Here is an 18,907-nt window from a genome sequence, read left to right on the forward strand (position 1 = left end):
AAAGGAGGAGAATATGGGTATTTTTGGAGGAGATTCAAAATTCGAGAGTAGTGTAAAGCTGGTGCCTTATCCGCAGCAGGCAGTCTATAACAACATTAGCGACCTGAGCAATCTGGAGAAGGTGCGCGACCGCATTCCAGAGGACAAGGTCAGTGACTTCAGTTTTGATCAGGATACCGTCAGTCTTCAGGTGCCTCCCGTTGGCGAGCTGAAGTTGCGCATCTGTGAACGGGAGGAGCCTAAGTGCGTCAAGTTTGAGACAGTACAGTCGCCCGTTCCCTTTAATGTCTGGGTACAGGTGCTGCCCGTCGACGAGAACAACTCGAAGATGAAGGTAACGGTGAAGGCCGAGCTGAATCCGTTTATCAAGAGTATGGTGGAGAAACCTCTCCAGGAAGGCGTGGAGAAGATTGCCGAGGCGCTGGCACAGATCAAATATGAGTGAAGAGTCATGAAACTTTGGGAGAAGAATTTCGAGATTAACAAGGAGATTGAGCGGTTTACCGTTGGGCGTGACCGTGAGATGGATCTCTATCTGGCCAAGTACGACGTGCTGGGCTCTATGGCTCACATCACCATGTTGGAGAGCATTGGCCTCTTGGAGAAAGACGAGCTGACACAGCTGTTGGCTGAACTGAAGAACATCTACCATCTGGCAGAGCGCGGCGAGTTTGTGATTGAGGACGATGTGGAGGATGTTCACTCCCAGGTGGAGATGTTGCTGACCCGTAAGTTGGGTGATATGGGCAAGAAGATCCACTCAGGCCGCTCACGTAACGATCAGGTGCTGGTAGATCTGAAGCTCTTCACCCGTCACGAACTGAAAGAGATAGCCGACGAGGTGAAGATTCTCTTCGATGAGCTCATCCAGAAGAGCAATCAGTACAAGGACGTGCTGATGCCAGGATATACCCATCTTCAGATTGCGATGCCCTCGAGTTTTGGCCTCTGGTTTGGTGCCTACGCAGAGAGTCTGACAGACGATATGCTCTTTCTGCAGGCAGCCTATAAGATGACCAACCGCAACCCCTTAGGTTCTGCTGCAGGCTATGGTTCCTCGTTCCCCCTGAACCGAACGATGACAACAGAACTGCTGGGCTTCGATTCGATGGACTACAATGTGGTGTATGCCCAGATGGGTAGAGGCAAGATGGAGCGCAACGTTGGTTTCGCCATCGCCACCATCGCTGGTACCATCGCCAAGATGGCTTTCGACGCCTGTATGTTCAACTCGCAGAACTTCTCGTTCGTGAAGCTGCCCAAGGAGTGTACCACAGGTTCGAGCATCATGCCCCATAAGAAGAATCCCGACGTGTTCGAGCTGATTCGTGCCAAGTGTAATAAGTTGCAAAGTCTGCCGCAGCAGATAACACTGATCATGAACAACCTGCCTGTGGGCTACTTCCGTGATTTACAGATTATTAAGGAAGTGTTTCTGCCCGCTTTCGGTGAACTGAAAGACTGTCTGCAGATGGCCGCATACATTATTAATAAGATAGAGGTCAACGAGCATATCCTCGACAATCCGATGTACGATCCGATGTTCTCCGTAGAGGAGGTGAATCGCTTGGCTGCCAATGGTATGCCTTTCCGCGATGCCTATAAGAAGGTGGGACTTGACATCGAGGCTGGATCATTCAAGGCCAGTCATGATATCCATCACACCCACGAAGGCTCCATCGGCAACCTCTGCAACGACCAGATTCAGGCCCTAATGCAGCAGACGCTCGACGGATTCCATTTCGAACGGATGATGTCAGCAGAGAAAGCTTTGCTGGCATGAAGCGACTACTGTTTATAAGCCTTTGTGCTTTGTTGATGAGCTGTGTTGGCGAGAATAACATCTCCCGTGAATACGAGTGTTACTTCGTATTCGACACCTCGCTCCATCCCCTGCCCTGCCAGCTGACGGGCATCCTCGGCAACCCTGGACATTTCTGCAAGGTGGAGAGCAGTATGGTACAAGGTGTGCGCCATCTGAAGACCACCCGCAACTACGACAATGCCACGGAAGACATCATGCTTCGTAGTGAAAAGGAGTCGAAGACCGTCTGTGAGCTTGGTGCCAACAACTGTATCATCGTGGGAGTCAGCAGTTTCAACGGGCTGGTGGCTTACGATGGACAATGCGCCAACTGCCTGAAAGAGCTAGGCGGCACCAACTTCCCACTCACCTGGCAGAACAACGGCACGCAGCTCCACTGCGCCAAGTGTGGTCGTACCTACGATGCCAACAACGGGACTGTCGCCAGTGGCACACCAGGTCGTCAACTTCTGAATTACAGGGCAGTGTTCAACGGCACGATACTGAGCGTTTCCAATTAATTATCTGCCGCCATATATTAAATAATGTAGAAAAGTTTGGCTATTTGCAAAAATTGCCTTACCTTTGCAGACGCAAAACGAATTTTGCCGCGATGGTGGAATGGTAGACACGAGGGACTTAAAATCCCTTGGCCCGAAACGGCTGTGCGGGTTCGAGTCCCGCTCGCGGCACTAATACTAAGGCACTTCCAAACTATGCTGATTACCCAGAAGAAGCAATTGTACGACTTTGGCAGAAGGGTCTTTCCCCTCTACCTGATTCTTCTTTTGTTGACTTCATGTGGCGGCAATGACGGGAAATTCAGAATCGAAGGCAGTTTTAAGGGTATGAACCAAGGCGAGCTGTATATCTATGGCATCAATGGAAATCAACAACTCGACACAATCTCCCTTGCCCGAGGAGAGTTCAAGTATCAGATTGCACTGGAAGAGCCTACCACCATGGTTATCGTATTCCCCAACTTTTCGGAACTGCCCGTCTTTGCAGAGCCTGGAGCAACCGTTGAGATCAACGGCGACGCCACCCACCTCAAGGAAACGAAGATTAAGGGTACCGACCTCAACAAGCAGATGACAGCCTTCCGCCTACAGACAGCAGAGATGACACCCCCTGAGGTCATAAAGACCGCTAGTCAATTTATCAAGGATCACCCTGACTCTCCCGTCAGCCTCTATCTGCTACGCAAACATTTCATTCTTCCTGTTGATGCCGACTATCGGCAGGCCCGAGAGCTCGCAGAGCTGATGAGCAAGGCCTTGCCCGAGAATGAAGATTTGAAGGCATTATCCCAAAAGCTGTCAGGACTACAAACCCTGAAAACCGGAGAGAAGATACCTTCATTCAGCGTCACCGACATCAATGGCAAGACAGTCTCCTCAGCAGATTTGAACGCAAAGGCCAATGTCATCATTGTCTGGGCATCATGGAACTACGAGAGCATATACATGCTGAGCCAGCTTCAGAAAATGATGGGACACTACGACAACAGGCTGAAAGTGCTTCTCGTCAGCATGGATGCCGACGTCAAGGACTGCCGGCGCATCCTCAACAGAGACTCCATCAAATGGAGCACCATCTGCGACGGACGCTTTTGGGAGTCGCCTATTCTCCAAAAGACAGGACTCTCCCATCTACCCGACAATCTCGTCTTCGACAGTCAGGGAAAAGTCGTCGACCACTCGATGAACTACCAAACGATGTTGGAAACATTTGACAAGATGATAGAATGACACCATAATTAATACTTAAATCATTGATACTATGCTTGTTAAAACATTCTGTGCAGCCGTAATGGGGCTGGAGGCAACAACCATCACCATCGAAGTCAATTTGGCAAGAGGCGTCATGTTCCACTTGTCGGGTATGGCAGATACTGCTGTGAAAGAGAGCTATGACCGCATCCGTGCAGCCATGTCCAATATAGGTTTTAAACCACCGACAGCTGACCTGACTGTCAATCTCAGTCCTGCCGATATTCGTAAGGAGGGTAGTGGTTACGATTTACCTCTGGCTATCGGCATCCTTGCTGCTCACGGGAAAGTCTCCGACGCCATGCTGGCAGATTACATGATGATTGGCGAGTTAGGTCTCGACGGGAAACTGAAGCCCGTCAGCGGAGCCCTTTCCGTAGCCATCCGCGCCAGAAAGGAGAAGTTCAAGGGTCTGTTTATGCCAAAGGAGAACGCTCGTGAAGCAGCTGTTGTCAACAATCTCGATGTCTATGGCATGGAGAACCTGAGCGATGTCATCAGCTTCCTCAATGGTAATGAAAATAGCTACGAGCCTACTTTCGTCGACACTCGCAAGGAGTTTTATGAACAACAATACTCTTGTGACCTCGACTTTGCCGATGTCCGTGGACAAGAGAGCGTGAAACGTGCTTTAGAGGTGGCTGCTGCTGGTGGCCATAATCTGATTATGATTGGGGCTCCAGGCAGTGGTAAGTCTATGATGGCCAAGCGGTTACCAGGCATCCTTCCCCCACTCTCACTAGCTGAGAGCTTGGAAACCACGCAGATCCATTCTGTGGCAGGAAAACTCTCCAGCGGCACGTCACTCATCTCCCAGAGACCCTTCCGTAGTCCTCACCACACCGTATCACAGGTCGCCATGACTGGTGGCGGCAATAGGGCTCTACCAGGAGAAATCTCAATGGCCCATAATGGTGTCCTCTTCCTCGACGAGCTACCAGAATTCTCAAAATCCACTTTAGAGGTACTGCGTCAGCCCTTGGAGGATCGTAAGATTACCATCAGCCGTGCCAAATACACGGTAGAATATCCCTGTTCATTGATGTTCGTTGCCTCGATGAACCCTTGTCCATGTGGCTATTATGGTGATCCGACCCACCATTGTGTGTGCACCCCAGGACAAATCAGCCGTTATCTCTCGAAGATCAGTGGTCCATTACTCGACCGTATAGATATCCATTGTGAAGTGCAGGTAGTGCCCTTCAATCAACTATCGCAGATGCAGCCGGGAGAGTCGAGTGCCGTCATCCGAGAGCGCGTCATCAAGGCCCGCCAGATACAAGAACAGCGTTTCCACGATTTCAAGGGTATCCACTGCAATGCACAAATGACAGAAAGGATGATCCATCAATTTGCAGAACCCGATGATGCCAGCCTCGACATGCTGCGCCAGGCCATGGAACGACTCAGTCTCTCTGCCCGTGCCTACAGTCGTATCCTCAAGGTGGCGCGCACCATTGCCGACCTCGAAGGGGTAGAACAGGTACAGAGCCAACATATCGCTGAAGCCATCGGCTATCGTTCGCTGGATCGTGGTGATTGGGCCGAAAGAGCCCTATAACCACGGGAACTTCTTTTTCTTCTTTTGCCCCTTTTCAGCATTCTTTTGCTCCTTAGTCTTGGCATCACCCTTGTCTTTCTTCTGCCAAGGCCACTTGACGTCGTGAACCTTGAGGTTAGGTTTCACTTTCATCTTGTGGACGGAGTCGGTGTCGGTAAACGTAAAGTCACAAAGCAAGTCAACGTTTTTGTTCTTCTGACGGAGATTACCCTCTGCAACGGCACCATCACTGTTGACGACAACAACGATATCCTTGACCTTCACCTTTTTGTAACTGACCTCAGTTACTGTGGCATTAATCTTTCCGATAGGCAGCTTACCACCCTTCTGTTTTCTCATCACGGCTGTACGGGGCTTGGACATATCGAAAGTAAAGTTGGCATTACAGGCCACATCGCCGATGTCCTTCATTTCAAGCACCTTGCCTAAGTGGATGGCTGAGGTATTGACCTGTCCTAATACATACTTGGTGTTCTCGTCGAGCGTCACGTTAAAGTTCAGACTGCCTACATCCGTACGGAGCAAACCCTTGAACAGCTCCTTCTTATAAAGGATTTGTACATCGCCTGTATAATTGATGGTTCCCAACGCCTTGAGTTGCTTCATCATGAACTTCTTCACAGCAAACTGGTTGATGATGTCTATAGCCGTCTTAGTTGGTGTGGTCATGTTCTTCACGTGGAAGTGGATGTTCAGGGCCTCCTTCGGACTAAAGTGCTCCATACCGCCATCAGCATCGAGCTTCAGTTTATTATCAACGGTATTGACATGGATGTCTCTGAACACCATTGAGGTGTCGGTACCGCTCAATTTTACCTTCAACTCCAGAGGAATAGTAAAATTGGCCAGTACAGGAGCAAAGGGCCTCGAGATATCCTTTAATAGCGTACGACCAGAGATTTCCGAGGTGTGGTAAGTCAGCTTCCGCCCCTGTTTCTTACTTGGAAGAGTCAGCTCACCTTTATCGAACGTCAGCACTGTCGAGTCGTGCTGGATGGTCACATCACTCAGATACACCTTTTCTTTATTAATACCAGCCGTGAAGTGCAGGTCTCTCACGTTAAAGCCCGTCACTGAGTCCTTCGCCACAAACTTCGTCATCGTCACATTGGCCGTATCCTTACCATAGTGATTGATCCTCAATTGCATATTGGATGTCACGTCGAGATGTCCCACATCGAAAAAACCTCGCTTTGGTTTATCTGCGTTCTTACGGGGCAGATGATTGTCAATGGCAAAGTGCAGGTCCCCGATGTCAGCCATCAGATGGTCGCTCTTCTCAGACAATGTCAGATGGTCAAGTTCCACCAGATGGGTTCGCATTTCGCCCTTCTTCGTTGCCCTATCGAACTTTCCATGCAGATGGCGAATCTCTCCCTGCTGATGTCCCAGCCACGTCTTTTCATAGGTCATTTTCTCCAATTGGAACGTATCCTCATTAAAGACAACGTCGATGTTTTGCACCTTCAACTTCTTCAGGTCGAGATCCAACTTACTCTTCGATTTCTTCACCGTGTCCGTCTTCTCGGCCTTGGGTTTGTCGCTCTTAAAGGCATCTATCACGAACTGGAAGTTGGCTGCACTGTCCTTTGGTTGATACAAACGAGCCCTCACAGCATTGATCTCTGCTGATTCTATCTCCAGTTTTTTCGTAATCAACTTCCATAGGTCCAGCTTTACACTCAACTTTTCGGCCTGAAGCATCTTCCGCTGCTGACGGTCCTCCACGTCGAGTCCCATCAGATTAACGTCGAAGGTCAGGAAGTTGATGTGTATACTGTCAATCTCCACCTTCGTCTGCAACTTCGTCCGTAGTTGTTCTGTTGCATAAGTCAGGGCTTTGTTTTGTACGGAAGAACTATTCAGTAAGAAGGCGGCCACCACTAAAATCACCACAATCGCAGCCACAAATCCGCCAACGATCTTCAGCGCAAGAACCAAGTATCTTTTCATCGTTTTATCAGTTTTTAGTATATTCGGCTACAAAGATACGAATAAATTAAGAATTTTGAATGAAGAATTAAGAGTTTTTTGTACCTTTGCAGCAAAATCAAGTAATAACCCTATCATCATGGACGAAACAACCTACGTCTCACTGCTCGAAGAGCACGGCATCAAGCCCACCGCCAACCGCATCGTGTTGGCCCGGGCCCTCGCATCCTCCATGCAGCCCCAGTCGCTCGCCGAACTGGAGCGCAGAATCCTGACCATCGACAAGTCGAACATCTTCCGAGGTCTTATGCTCTTCCGTGAGCACCATCTCGTACATGCTATCGAAGGCAGCAATGATGGTACGAAATACGAGCTCTGCCATAGTCATGACCATGATCATGACGACGACCAACACCCCCACTTCTACTGTGAGCAGTGTCACGAGACCTACTGCCTCGACTATGCTGACATGCCAGAAATTGCTCTCCCCGAGGGCTTTGAGGCCACATCGGCCAACCTGATGATTAAGGGTACATGCCCACACTGTCAGAAACGATGAATAACTTCAACGACATACGTGTCATCGCCTTCGATGCTGACGATACCCTCTGGGATTGCCAGTCGCATTTCGAGGCCGTAGAGAACCACCTCTACTCACTGATTGCCCCCTATTGCATTGAGCCTGCCCAAGAACTATTTGTAACTGAATCCGGCAATATGGCAGACCTCGGCTACGGTTGCAAGGCTTTCACCATCTCTATCATCGAGACAGCGCTTCGCGTGGCTGGCGACCATCTCTCTGCCGAACAGCTCGCCGACCTGCTCAGCCACAGCAAGTCGCTACTCCACTTGCCTGCCACACCGCTCCCTGAAGTAGAAGAGACACTCCAACGTCTTCAAGCCTGGCCTTTCCGTCTTGCAGTATTTACCAAGGGCGAGCTGCAGGATCAGGAAAACAAGCTCCATCGTAGCGGTCTTGCCAAATACTTCTCCCATGTCGAGATTACCAGTAACAAGACTGAACAGGAGTTTCAACAGCTCTGTGAGCATCTCGGCATCCTGCCCCATCAGTTGCTCATGGTGGGCAACTCACTGAAGAGCGACATTGCCCCAGCCCTCGCTATCGGTGCCTCAGCCATACACATTCCATTCCACGTCACCTGGCAATTAGAACGCCATACTGAAGACATTGAGCACACGAATCTTTACAAGATTACCCATTTCAACGAAATCTTCAAAATCCTCAATTCATAATGAATTATATCTTTGAAACCCGCATGGAGGTTCGCGATTACGAATGCGACATCGAGGGCATCGTCAACAATGCCAACTATCTCCATTATGCCGAACATACCCGTCACCTCTTTCTCCGTAGCCTCGGCGTCAGTTTTGCCAAGCTCCACGAGCAGGGGGTTGATGCCGTTGTGGCCCGTATGAACCTGCAGTTCAAGACACCCCTGCGATGCGATGACGAGTTCATCTCGCGCCTCGCCCTTTCTAAGGATGGCATCAAGTACGTGTTCCACCAGGCCATCTACCGAGCCAGCGATGAACAGCTCTGTTTCAAGGGTGACATCACCCTCGTCTGTCTCATCAATGGTCGCCTCGCCCCTAGTCCAGACTACGACGAGGCTTTCAAACAGTTCATCTAAAGCATCTGATTCAACTTCACTTTTGTTCGATAAACTCACTGGGGAGCACACCAAATTCTCTCTTGAAGAGTTTAGTGAAGTACTTTGGTGTATTGAAACCAACCGACATTGACAGTTCGCTCATCTTGATGTCGGGTCGCTGACGCATAATGCGGCAGGCCTCTTTCAGGCGGATACTGTTGATGAAGCTTGTCACATTCTGATCAGTCAGTGCACGGAGTTTATTATATAAAGTAGAGGACGAAACACACATGTCAGAGGCAAACTGCTCACGGTCATAGTCTGCATCATCAAGATGTTGCTTCACACAGTCGATGGCGCGGCTAAGGAACAACTCATCGGGCGAAGAGTGCTGCTGCTCCTCGGCTTCGAGAGTCTTTCGGGCACCTTCATACTGTTTCATGACCATCATCTCACGATAATGGAGCAACTCATTAACACGCTGCTGCAGACGGGCACGGTGGTTCAAACGGTTCTTATACCACTCTTTGACACCATAGGCAGCAGAACCCAATAGCAATAAATAAATAAGGTATGCCCACCACGTACGATACCAGGGTGGCAACACACGTACTTGAATGGCATATGGCAACTCCACCAAGTTACCATAGCTGTCAATGGCACGGAGCTTGAGTTGATAAGTACCGGAAGGGAGGTTCTGATAGGCGGCCTGACGATTGTCGGCATCAACATGATGCCAATCATGGTCATAACCCTCAAGGCGATAGGCATATTTACATTGTTGTTCGTTTTGATAGGCCAATAGTGCAAACTCAACCGTGAACTTCCGAATACTGGCAGGAATCGTGATTTGACGAGTGGTATAGGGTGGCTCGGCAGATATACGGTGTTGTAGAACGGAGTCAAGCCATTCGTAGGGACGGTCGTTGATCTGTAAGCCAGTAACTAATAAAGAAGCAGAATCCGCTGGTTGCCAGTGATCCATCTGAGCTGGCTTGAAGGAAAAGAAGCCATTGGCGCTACCCAGGAACAATTCTTGGCCGAAACGCGAAAGGCCGTTGGCAGAGAAACGGATCTTCTCCAAGCCATCCTCTACGCTATAATAGGCAGGATGACATTTCCCTTTATCATCAATCTTCAGACAAATAAGTCCTTTGTCCGTGGAAAGCCAGAGCTGTCCCTTCTCATCGCCGCCAATAGCATAGATACGGTTGACATTGAGATGATAACGTTGGTTTACCACGATGAACTGATCTTTTTCCACATCATAAAGGAACAGTGCTCCACCATTAGATATGGCCCAAATCCGATGGTGCGAGTCTTCGTAGACTGCCGTGGCATCTTTGAGGGGATAGTTGCCTTTGACAGGAGCGTACAGCCTACTCTGTATCGATTGTGGTTGATGCATATCGCCTGTGAAGCTAATGATACCAGAATTATCGGTTGCAACCCATATACGATGATCGTGACCCTCGATGATGTGACGCACATCAACATTGCTCACCAAGAGACGACCTTGCGTATCGGAGAATGCCACACCGATACCGGCACTTTGTCCCACAAGCACCGTTCCATCGTGGAGCTGGCAGAAGGTGTTCACATTTCCATCACCTATAAAAGGGGTCCTCTCACGAGGCAGCAGCCGGGCTGGTTCGCCAGTCCGACATACCACAATACCCTGTGAACTGCCCAACCACAATTCCTGCTCACTACGCTGTATGAAAGCATAGATTGTCTGGACATGTATACCACTGGTACCCGTCATCTGCTGCATACCCGGTATATGGGTATTATAGTTGACATGATTTGCCCTGCGATCATATAACGCCAGCCCATAAGGCTGCAGTCCAAGCCAAAAAGAATTGCCATCGGAGGTATAGACGGTTTGTATGCGATTGACGGGCAACTCTAATCCTGTTGTATCGAGATGGTAGAAATGGAAAGGCGACGGCTTGGTACTAAGATGAACCAGACCTTGATTACGGGTAAGCACCCACAGATTGCCATGCCCGTCGGTAGCGAGACTATAGCAGAAACAGAGTTCGGAGTGGTTCTCCACCTTTTGTTCGTCATCAAGGTCAACGCTGGTAAGGCCCTCAATGCAGCAGCCCCAGATGGCATGGCTTACAGAATCCTCTACCAACTGATGGAACGTCCTGAAGTCAGGCCGTCCCTCGTTCATCCTATGGACGCCGGGATTAGACTCATTCTCGGGATGATCCAGACGGATGATACCATTCTCCCATGTACCAATCCAAAGTCGGCCACGACTATCCACCAGTTGCGATTGTACCGTATTGCGCTCACTCAACCGGGGATAAGCCACAAGCTTACCGCTTTTAGGGTTTAAACGGAAGAGACCGCCTTCCCAAGTTCCAATATAGATATTACCTTTCTTATCTTCGGAAAAAGACCGCACACCAGCAACCATGCTGATGTCTGTGAATTCGTCGGTTTCAGCATCATAGCGCGACACGCCATTAGACGTTCCTACCCAAATCGTTCCATCAGAAGAAGTAAACAAAGCATCAATCGTTCGAGCATTCTGACTCTGAAGATGATAGGACCGGAACGTATTCCGACGGCGATCGAAACATGTCAAACCGTCGCGTGTGCCAAGCCACAAACGATCCTCAGGAGCTTCTGTGATTCTGAGTACATAGTTATTGGGCAGAATACCTGGCGAATAGGCATCGTTTCGGTAAGTCCTGAAACGATAACCATCGTAGGCACACACGCCCAGATCAGTACCTATCCACATCAATCCGTTGTGGTCAAACTTCAGACAACGTGCCTCCTCAGCCCCCTCCACTGGAGTCTGAGACACAATCCTGACTGGCACATGCCATGCTACCATTGAGATACTGCACATCAGGACTGACAGTAGCAGTAATCCTTTTTTTGTCATTAGTTAGCTCTTATCGCCCGCAAAGTTACAAAACATTCTCCAAATGGCAAAAAAAAAGCTGAAAATAGTTAGTTTTCACGATTTGTTCCCACAAAATAACGCTGAAGAACCCTTGATATAAATCAATCTTCTTAATTTTGCATCCGAAATCATCAACTAACAATTACAACATGAGAAAGCTACAACTATTACTCTGTCTGGTAACCATTGTTTTTTCATCCGCAGAAGCTAAAAGACAACAGCAACTGTCGGAAAAAGATATGGGAGCCTATCTTTTCACCTATTTCAATGATCCTACACATTCGCTCTTCATGGCCATCAACTATGACGGCTATACATTCACGGCGATTAACGGCTGTGACCCTATCATTTCTGGCGATTCCATCGCAGACCAGCGGGGAATTCGCGATCCTCACCTCTACCGTGCACCCAACGGAAAGTTTTACATCGCCATGACCGACCTACACGTATTTGGCAAGCAGAAAGGACTCCGTACCTCACAATGGGAGCGCCCTGACAAATACGGCTGGGGTAACAACCGCGGATTGGTACTGATGGCTTCAGACGACCTAATACACTGGACCCATACCGAAGTACACATCGACGAACTCTTTCCCGAGAAGTTCGGAGAGATTGGTTGTGCCTGGGCACCCCAGACTATCTGGGATCCGGAAGTTGGTAAGCCGATGGTCTACTTCACCATCCGTCAATCCGCGGGCGGTCGTACCAAATTATATTATAGCTATGCTAATGAAGACTTCACAACCTTGGAGACAGAGCCCCAGATGCTTTTCGAATACCCTGACAAGAAGATACAGGTACTGGATGCCGATATCTATCCGATGCCCGATGGCCGTTACTTCATGACTTATGTGGCCCAAGAGAATCCCGGCGGCATCAAGTATATGATTTCTGACAAAATCAACCATTTCGACGACTATCACGCTGAGCAGATCGACGGTGAAGACCGCGGCTGCGAGGCACCGAACGTGTGGAAACGCATTGGTGAGAACAAGTGGGTGGTGATGTATGATATCTACAGCGTCAACCCCCACAACTTCGGATTCGTGGAAACCAGCGACTTCAAGAACTTCAAGCCTTTGGGACGTTTCAACGAGGGTGTGATGAAAGCCGCCAACTTCGTTTCCCCTAAACACGGTTCCGTCATTCAGATTACCAAGGCAGAAGCCAAGCGCCTGGAACAGTATTGGGCTGCGCAACCCAAGAACAAGACCATCAAGAGTGGTGGGCTATGGCTCGATGACAGCGGCCGGCATATCAACGCCCACGGCGGTGGCATCATGAGATATGGTGATACCTGGTATTGGTTTGGGGAGCATAAGGCTGACACCACTTCAAGTGCTATGGTGGGTGTGATGTGTTATGCCTCGAAAGACCTCGTGAACTGGAGGAATTGCGGTGTGGCCCTTTATGTGAGTGACAAGAAGGGCTCGGACATTGAACGCGGCTGTGTGTTGGAACGTCCGAAGGTTATATATAATAAGGTGACGGGCAAGTTTTGCATGTGGTTCCATCTGGAACTGAAAGGAAAAGGCTACAGTGCCGCCCGCTACGGCGTAGCTGTCAGCGACAGACCCGAAGGTCCTTACAAGTTCCTTTACTCCCAGCGTGCAAATGCAGGCACTTATCCTATTGAATTCGGGGACAAAGAGCTTACAGTGCTCGACACTATGGACATCAACCACTTTAAGGAATGGTGGACACCTGACTGGTACGAAGCCATCAGACAAGGGCTCTTTCTGAAGCGCGACCTCGGCTCAGGGCAGATGTCGCGCGACATGACCCTCTATATTGACGATGACGGGAAAGCCTACCATATCTTCTCGTCGGAGGATAATCTTACCCTGCACATCGCCGAATTGACAAACGACTATCTACATCACTCGGGCCGCTATACCCGTGTGGCCCCAGGAGGACAGAACGAGGCACCAGCCATCTTCAAGAAGGATGGCACCTATTGGATGATTACCAGCGGTTGCACAGGTTGGGCACCTAACGAGGCACGCATGTTCTCTGCACCCAGTATCTGGGGACCGTGGACACAGCACCCCAATCCGTGTAGGGGACCGAAGTCAGAAATCACCTTCGGGGGACAGAGTACCTATATCCTACCTGTTGGCGAACAGCTGATCTTCATGGCAGACATCTGGCGTCCAAAACATCCCAGTGATGCACGCTACATCTGGTTGCCTATTGAGTTTGAGGACGGCAAGCCCGTCGTCAGGTGGCAGGACGAATGGGAATTATCCGTTAAGTAAGGTAAAGGCAGCGGTAAAATCGGCAGTTTTCACGATTTGTTCCCCCAAAATCACAATAAAGAGACATTGATATAAATCAATTATCGTATCTTTGCCGCCAGAACCGCAATCGTTTACGCTAACATATTTATTCATTATCATAACTAACAATTAACAATTAAAACAGTAACAAATGAAGTATGCTAAATTAACTCTTCCATCCAAGAAGTTATGCTTTGTGATGGCGTTGGCAGCAGGAATGGTGGCATTCCCATTGCCGACTATGGCAGAACAGGCTGTACAGAACGTCCAGCAGGCTGGCGTTGTGAAAGGCCAGGTAACTGACAAGAACGGTGATGCCGTCATCGGTGCCACCGTAAAAGTCAAAGATGCCCAGACAGGTACAGTGACCGATTTCAACGGAAACTTCTCACTCAGTGTCCAGAAGGCAGGTTCCATCGTTGTTTCCTACATCGGCTACCTGACGAAGGAAGTGGCTTTCACCCCGGGCCAGAGCCTCAACATCACGATTGAGGAAGACGCTACGGCACTCGATGAAGTGGTAGTCGTAGGTTATGGTGTTCAGAAGAAGTCGGACGTAACCGGTTCTGTCACCTCTATTAATAAGGATCGCCTGAGCAAGCTGCCTGTAACCAATGTATTGCAGGCTGTACAGGGTGCCGCTGCTGGTGTCACCATCTCACAGGGTTCTTCTATCCCTGGTGACGCTCCCTCCGCATTGGTTCGTGGACGCAACTCCATCAATGCCGGTACAGGTCCTTACATCGTTGTCGACGGTATCCCCATCTCGAAGAGCGGTGGTTCGCTCAACGATATCAACCCCGGCGATATCGAGTCCATGGAAATCCTGAAGGATGCCTCAGCAACAGCTATCTATGGTACGAACGGTGCCAATGGTGTTATCCTGATCACCACCAAGCACGGTAAGGACGGTAAGCCTTCAGTAAGCTACAATGGCTACATCGGTTTCGAGAACTTTGCCAAGAAGATGGACTTCTGTAACGGTGCTCAGATCACTCAGCGCTACAAGGACTATGTAGCACAAAATCCTGGCGAGACCATGTACAACGACTACGTGAAGAACCAGAACGAGGCCGACGCTCAGGCTGCAGGTAAGGAGACTGACTGGCTCTACGATATGGTTTCACAGACAGGTATCATCCAGGATCACAATGTGACGGTTAATGGTGGTGCTGATAAGATCAAGTACTTCATCTCTGGCGACTACATGAGCCAGAAGGGTGTACTGAAGGGCTTCAACTACAAGCGCTACTCACTCCGTATGAACATCGATGCCGACGTGACCGACTATCTGAAGATCGTTACCAACAGCTACATCGTCAGCCACAACCGCGATGGTGGCCGTGTGAACTTCCTGATGGCCGAGGCCATGTCACCTTATGGTAAGGTCTATGAGGACGACGGCAGCTACTGCATCTACCCGATGTACACTGAGAGCTTGTTCTTCAACCCGATGCGTGATGTGAACCAGGATCACGAGCGCCGTCAGTGGAACATTAACCTCAATGCATACGCCGACATCAACTTCGGTAATATCTGGAAGCCGCTGGAAGGCCTGAGCTACAAGTTCAACTTCGGTTACTCTTTCGTTCCCAAACGTGAGAACTATTACAATGGTGCCGAGCAGAATGACCAGAACGGTTATGGTTACATCTTCAATGCTGAAACCCAGAGCCGTACGGTCGAGAACATCCTGACCTATGCCAAGGATATTAAGAAGCACCACTTCGATATCACATTGCTTTATGCTTCTTCACGTAAGAAGTATCACGACAACACCGCTACCGGTGCCAAGTTCATCAACGACGAGCTGCTGTGGCACAACCTTGGTGGTGGTGCTACTCAGACAGCTAAGTCATACACCGATCTCTATAAGACCGTTTCTCAGATGGGACGTCTGAACTACTCTTACGATAGCCGCTACCTCTTCACCTTCACAGTACGTCGTGACGGATCGTCAGTGTTCGGTTCTGACAATAAATACGGTACCTTCCCCTCTATCGCTCTTGGTTGGAACATCGCCAACGAGAAGTTCATGGAGAAAGTCGACTGGCTGAACAACCTGAAGCTGCGCCTCTCTTACGGTAAAGCCGGTAACGAGGCCATCGGCGTCTACGAGACCCTCGCCAAGATGTCGAATGCAGCGCTCACCATGGACGGACAGTCGGCCACAGCCCTCTACCCAAGCTCTCGCATGGGTAACAGCGGACTCGGCTGGGAAACCACGAAGACCTTCAACATCGGTATCGACTTCGGTATCTTGAACAACCGTATCAACGGTAACATCGACTTCTACACCTCGAAAACCACAGACTTGCTGCTGCAGCGCAACCTGCCGAAGATTTCTGGTTATTCGAATGTATATATGAACATGGGTGAGACCGCCAACAAGGGTCTTGAGATCACCATCAACTCTAAGAACATCGTCACCAAGGACTTCACCTGGGGCACCTCACTCGTATGGTCATGGAACAAGAACGAGATCAAAGACCTCTATGGTGACAAGCAGGACGACCTGGGTAACCGCTGGTTCATCGGTGAGCCTATCAGCGTCATCTACGACTATGTGATGGAAGGTATCTGGCAGAAGGACGAGATTGAACGTGGCGATCATCTGAATCACGATCCACAGGCTCAGCCCGGTGACGTGAAGCTGGCCGACCTCGATGGCGATGGTAAGATCACACCCGAGGGCGACAAGAAGATTCAGGGACAGACCACTCCGAAATGGATTGGCGGTATGACCAACACCTTCACCTACAAGAACCTCTCACTGAGCATCTTTATCCAGACCGTTCAGGGTCTGAAGCGCAACAACTCCCTGCTGGCTATGGCCAGCGACGAGATGGGACGTCGTAACTCTACCACAGAGATTGGCTATTGGACAGAGAGCAACCCCTCCAACGAGTACCGCTCACTGAGCAAGACCTCTAACCGCTGGGGTTATGGATTCCCACGCAGTGCCGCTTTCACTCGTATCAAGGACATTACCCTGAGCTATCAGTTCCCCGCACAGATCTGCAACATGCTGCACCTCAACGCCCTGACTGTCTATGCCAGCGGTCGTAACCTCTTCACCTTCACCGACTGGAAGGGATGGGATCCTGAGTCTGACATCACCCAACGTGGTTGGGGTGGCTACGAGAACAACTACCCAATGACGAAGAGCATGGTATTCGGTCTTAACGTTACATTCTAAACTAAAGGAGAAATAATTATGAAACTAAGAAACATTATATATTCAGCACTGGCTGTCAGCGCTCTGGCTCTGACCTCTTGCAGCGACAGCTACTTGGATGAGAAGATGTACTCAAACTACGGCACCGATGTGGCCGATGTTGAGGCAAAGCTCATTGGTCTGCATTACAAATATGGTGCCCTCTGGGGTATGTCAAGCCGTCAGGGTTTCACAGGCATCTGGCAAGACGGTACCGATGTTGGTGCCCCTGGTGATACAGAAGGCGTTGAGGTGCCTTTCTTCCAGTATGGTTCACTCGTATCAGATAATGGTGGTGTAAGCTTCCTCTGGGAGAATCTTTACAGCATGATCAACAGCGCCAATATCGTTATTAACACAGAAGGCGTTGACCCTGCCGCCAAGGGCGAGGCAGAGTTCTTCCGTGCCTATGCTTATAACCTGCTCGTGACCCTTTGGGGACCAGTACCCCTCATCACCGAGAGCAAGGCTGTGCCACGCACCGACTTCACCCGCAATGCCGTTGCCGAGGTGGATGCCGTTATCGCAGCCGACCTGAACGATGCCATAGCCAACCTGCCTGAGGTAGGCAAGACGAAGACACAGAACCGTATCAACAAGGACTGTGCCCGTATCCTGGCTGGTGAGGCTTTCAACCGCATGGGTAAGTACAGCGAGGCCGAGGCTGCCGTATCCGCTACCATCAACAGTGGTAACTACAAGCTCATCTCTGAGCGCTACGGTAAGTACCTGAGCGAGGCTGGAGACTACTACAGCGATATGTTCCGCTGGCACAACCAGCGCCGTTCCGAGGGTAACACCGAGGGTATCTGGGTATATCAGATGGAGTACAACCGCGACGTAACAGGCGGTACCATCGACAACCCACAGCAGCGTCGTAACTGGGTGGCTGCCTTCCACAAGATCGACGGTATGCAGAATGCCGACTCTATCGGTGGCCGTGGTAACGGACGTCTGCGCCTGAGCAACTACGTGAAGTATGGTATCTACGAAAAGGGTGATATCCGCAACTCTAACCATAACATCCGTCGCATCCTCTATTATAATAAGCCTAACTGGTCGGGATCTGTATGGGTCAAGGATGGATTCAAGGTTGACGAGGGTACCGCTGGTGCCACCAAGATTAGCGTAAAGACTGGTGACAAGGCATACTGGACTGTTAAGGATACGCTGAACGTGATGTATCCGCATACCACCAAATGGGGTGGCTATGACCCGACCGATGACTTTGGTTATGCCCTGGTTAAGGACTGGCCTCTGATGCGTCTGGCCGACGCCTATCTGCTGCGTGCCGAGGCTCGTATCCAGCAGAACAATGCTGCCGGTGCCGCTGAGGATATCAACGTGCTGCGCGACCGTGCCTTCAAGCAGTATCGTGCTGAGACTGGCAACGCTGATGCAGGTAAGGTGACTGCAGCCCAGATGAATATGGACTTCCTGCTCGATGAGCGTATCCGTGAGTTGGTTGGCGAGGAGAACCGTCGTTACACCCTCTGCCGTACCGGCAAGTTGGCTGAGCGCGTGAAGATGATTATGGACCATTGGGCAGAGGGTACAGAGAGCAAGAAGATTACAGGCTTCGATGCTTCTAAGCACTGCCTGCTCCCGATTCCTCTGTCAGAGATCCAGCTCAACAAAGATGCTGACCTGCAGCAGAATCCTGGTTACTAAGAACATTTCATTTCGTTCATACATAATTAGGTTATTAGTTAGTATTTTTCTAAGGCGGAGGGGCAGTCTGCGCGATGTAGGCTGCCCCTTTTGTAAGAATTAACAATCTGACAGCCTGATTTGTGACCA

The 18,907-nt window shown here is 50.0% G+C and carries 13 protein-coding genes and 1 tRNA gene; 12 read left to right on the forward strand and 2 right to left on the reverse strand.

Annotated elements, in window-relative coordinates; all coding sequences use genetic code 11:
* Positions 1-13: 13 nt before the first annotated feature.
* The 6 genes from BMY16_RS07130 (at position 14) to BMY16_RS07155 (ending at position 5,137) form a co-directional block, all read left to right on the forward strand.
* A complete protein-coding gene (locus tag BMY16_RS07130) occupies positions 14-445 on the forward strand; it encodes an SRPBCC family protein (RefSeq protein WP_091841229.1) in 432 nt (143 codons plus the stop codon).
* A gap of 6 nt (positions 446-451) precedes the next feature.
* Entirely contained in the window at positions 452-1,783 is a 1,332-nt protein-coding gene (gene argH / locus BMY16_RS07135; protein ID WP_091841231.1) for an argininosuccinate lyase, read from the forward strand.
* Positions 1,780-2,325 (forward strand): hypothetical protein, encoded by a 546-nt coding sequence (locus BMY16_RS07140; RefSeq protein WP_139207159.1) that lies wholly within the window; start codon positions 1,780-1,782, stop codon positions 2,323-2,325. The genes argH and BMY16_RS07140 overlap by 4 nt, the downstream gene beginning before the upstream one ends.
* Before the next feature lie 86 nt (positions 2,326-2,411).
* A tRNA-Leu gene (locus BMY16_RS07145) sits at positions 2,412-2,496 on the forward strand.
* 24 nt (positions 2,497-2,520) lie between these two features.
* A complete protein-coding gene (locus tag BMY16_RS07150) occupies positions 2,521-3,555 on the forward strand; it encodes a DUF4369 domain-containing protein (RefSeq protein ID WP_091841234.1) in 1,035 nt (344 codons plus the stop codon).
* 31 nt (positions 3,556-3,586) lie between these two features.
* Entirely contained in the window at positions 3,587-5,137 is a 1,551-nt protein-coding gene (locus BMY16_RS07155; protein WP_091841235.1) for a YifB family Mg chelatase-like AAA ATPase, read from the forward strand.
* On the opposite strand, the gene BMY16_RS07160 is transcribed toward BMY16_RS07155, so the two are convergent.
* On the reverse strand, positions 5,132-7,090 hold the full coding sequence (locus tag BMY16_RS07160) for a DUF748 domain-containing protein (protein WP_091841237.1): 1,959 nt from the start codon (positions 7,088-7,090) through the stop codon (positions 5,132-5,134). The genes BMY16_RS07155 and BMY16_RS07160 overlap by 6 nt on opposite strands.
* Before the next feature lie 118 nt (positions 7,091-7,208).
* Here BMY16_RS07160 and BMY16_RS07165 point away from each other — a divergent pair, with 118 nt between their 5' ends.
* From BMY16_RS07165 to BMY16_RS07175, 3 genes are read left to right on the forward strand one after another with little or no spacing between them, the layout of a single operon-like run.
* Entirely contained in the window at positions 7,209-7,628 is a 420-nt protein-coding gene (locus BMY16_RS07165) for a Fur family transcriptional regulator (RefSeq protein ID WP_091841238.1), read from the forward strand.
* Positions 7,625-8,323: an HAD family hydrolase gene (locus BMY16_RS07170; protein ID WP_091841494.1), complete on the forward strand. Its 699-nt coding sequence runs from the start codon at positions 7,625-7,627 to the stop codon at positions 8,321-8,323. Before BMY16_RS07165 ends, BMY16_RS07170 begins: the two co-directional genes overlap by 4 nt.
* Positions 8,323-8,721 carry an acyl-CoA thioesterase gene (locus BMY16_RS07175; RefSeq protein WP_091841240.1) on the forward strand — a complete coding sequence of 133 codons (399 nt, stop codon included), beginning with the start codon at positions 8,323-8,325 and terminating at the stop codon, positions 8,719-8,721. The genes BMY16_RS07170 and BMY16_RS07175 overlap by 1 nt, the downstream gene beginning before the upstream one ends.
* Before the next feature lie 16 nt (positions 8,722-8,737).
* Here the strand turns inward: BMY16_RS07175 and BMY16_RS07180 are convergent, their stop codons facing one another.
* Positions 8,738-11,590 carry a two-component regulator propeller domain-containing protein gene (locus BMY16_RS07180; protein WP_091841241.1) on the reverse strand — a complete coding sequence of 951 codons (2,853 nt, stop codon included), beginning with the start codon at positions 11,588-11,590 and terminating at the stop codon, positions 8,738-8,740.
* Positions 11,591-12,714: 1,124 nt separating this feature from the next.
* On the opposite strand from BMY16_RS07180, the gene BMY16_RS07185 reads away from it, so the two are divergent.
* The 3 genes from BMY16_RS07185 to BMY16_RS07195 all read left to right on the forward strand — a co-directional run bounded on the left by BMY16_RS07185 (position 12,715) and on the right by BMY16_RS07195 (position 18,778).
* Positions 12,715-13,869: a glycoside hydrolase family 43 protein gene (locus tag BMY16_RS07185; RefSeq protein ID WP_091841496.1), complete on the forward strand. Its 1,155-nt coding sequence runs from the start codon at positions 12,715-12,717 to the stop codon at positions 13,867-13,869.
* 172 nt (positions 13,870-14,041) lie between these two features.
* Positions 14,042-17,089, forward strand: coding sequence for a SusC/RagA family TonB-linked outer membrane protein (locus BMY16_RS07190; RefSeq protein ID WP_091841243.1), 3,048 nt, complete (start codon positions 14,042-14,044; stop codon positions 17,087-17,089).
* Between the two features lie 18 nt (positions 17,090-17,107).
* On the forward strand, positions 17,108-18,778 hold the full coding sequence (locus BMY16_RS07195; RefSeq protein ID WP_091841244.1) for a RagB/SusD family nutrient uptake outer membrane protein: 1,671 nt from the start codon (positions 17,108-17,110) through the stop codon (positions 18,776-18,778).
* Positions 18,779-18,907: the final 129 nt, after the last annotated feature.

It is taken from the genome of Prevotella sp. ne3005 (genome assembly GCF_900110085.1).
In the GTDB taxonomy this organism is placed as follows: Bacteria; Bacteroidota; Bacteroidia; order Bacteroidales; family Bacteroidaceae; genus Prevotella.

Coding starts and splice junctions, on each gene's coding strand:
- BMY16_RS07180 (WP_091841241.1), bottom strand. CDS start 11,590: ATGACAAAAAAAGGATTACTGCTACTGTCAGTCCTGATGTGCAGTATC.
- BMY16_RS07140 (WP_139207159.1), top strand. CDS start 1,780: ATGAAGCGACTACTGTTTATAAGCCTTTGTGCTTTGTTGATGAGCTGT.
- BMY16_RS07170 (WP_091841494.1), top strand. CDS start 7,625: ATGAATAACTTCAACGACATACGTGTCATCGCCTTCGATGCTGACGAT.
- BMY16_RS07130 (WP_091841229.1), top strand. CDS start 14: ATGGGTATTTTTGGAGGAGATTCAAAATTCGAGAGTAGTGTAAAGCTG.
- BMY16_RS07165 (WP_091841238.1), top strand. CDS start 7,209: ATGGACGAAACAACCTACGTCTCACTGCTCGAAGAGCACGGCATCAAG.
- BMY16_RS07155 (WP_091841235.1), top strand. CDS start 3,587: ATGCTTGTTAAAACATTCTGTGCAGCCGTAATGGGGCTGGAGGCAACA.
- BMY16_RS07190 (WP_091841243.1), top strand. CDS start 14,042: ATGAAGTATGCTAAATTAACTCTTCCATCCAAGAAGTTATGCTTTGTG.
- BMY16_RS07195 (WP_091841244.1), top strand. CDS start 17,108: ATGAAACTAAGAAACATTATATATTCAGCACTGGCTGTCAGCGCTCTG.
- BMY16_RS07150 (WP_091841234.1), top strand. CDS start 2,521: ATGCTGATTACCCAGAAGAAGCAATTGTACGACTTTGGCAGAAGGGTC.
- BMY16_RS07185 (WP_091841496.1), top strand. CDS start 12,715: ATGAAAGCCGCCAACTTCGTTTCCCCTAAACACGGTTCCGTCATTCAG.
- BMY16_RS07160 (WP_091841237.1), bottom strand. CDS start 7,090: ATGAAAAGATACTTGGTTCTTGCGCTGAAGATCGTTGGCGGATTTGTG.
- argH (WP_091841231.1), top strand. CDS start 452: ATGAAACTTTGGGAGAAGAATTTCGAGATTAACAAGGAGATTGAGCGG.
- BMY16_RS07175 (WP_091841240.1), top strand. CDS start 8,323: ATGAATTATATCTTTGAAACCCGCATGGAGGTTCGCGATTACGAATGC.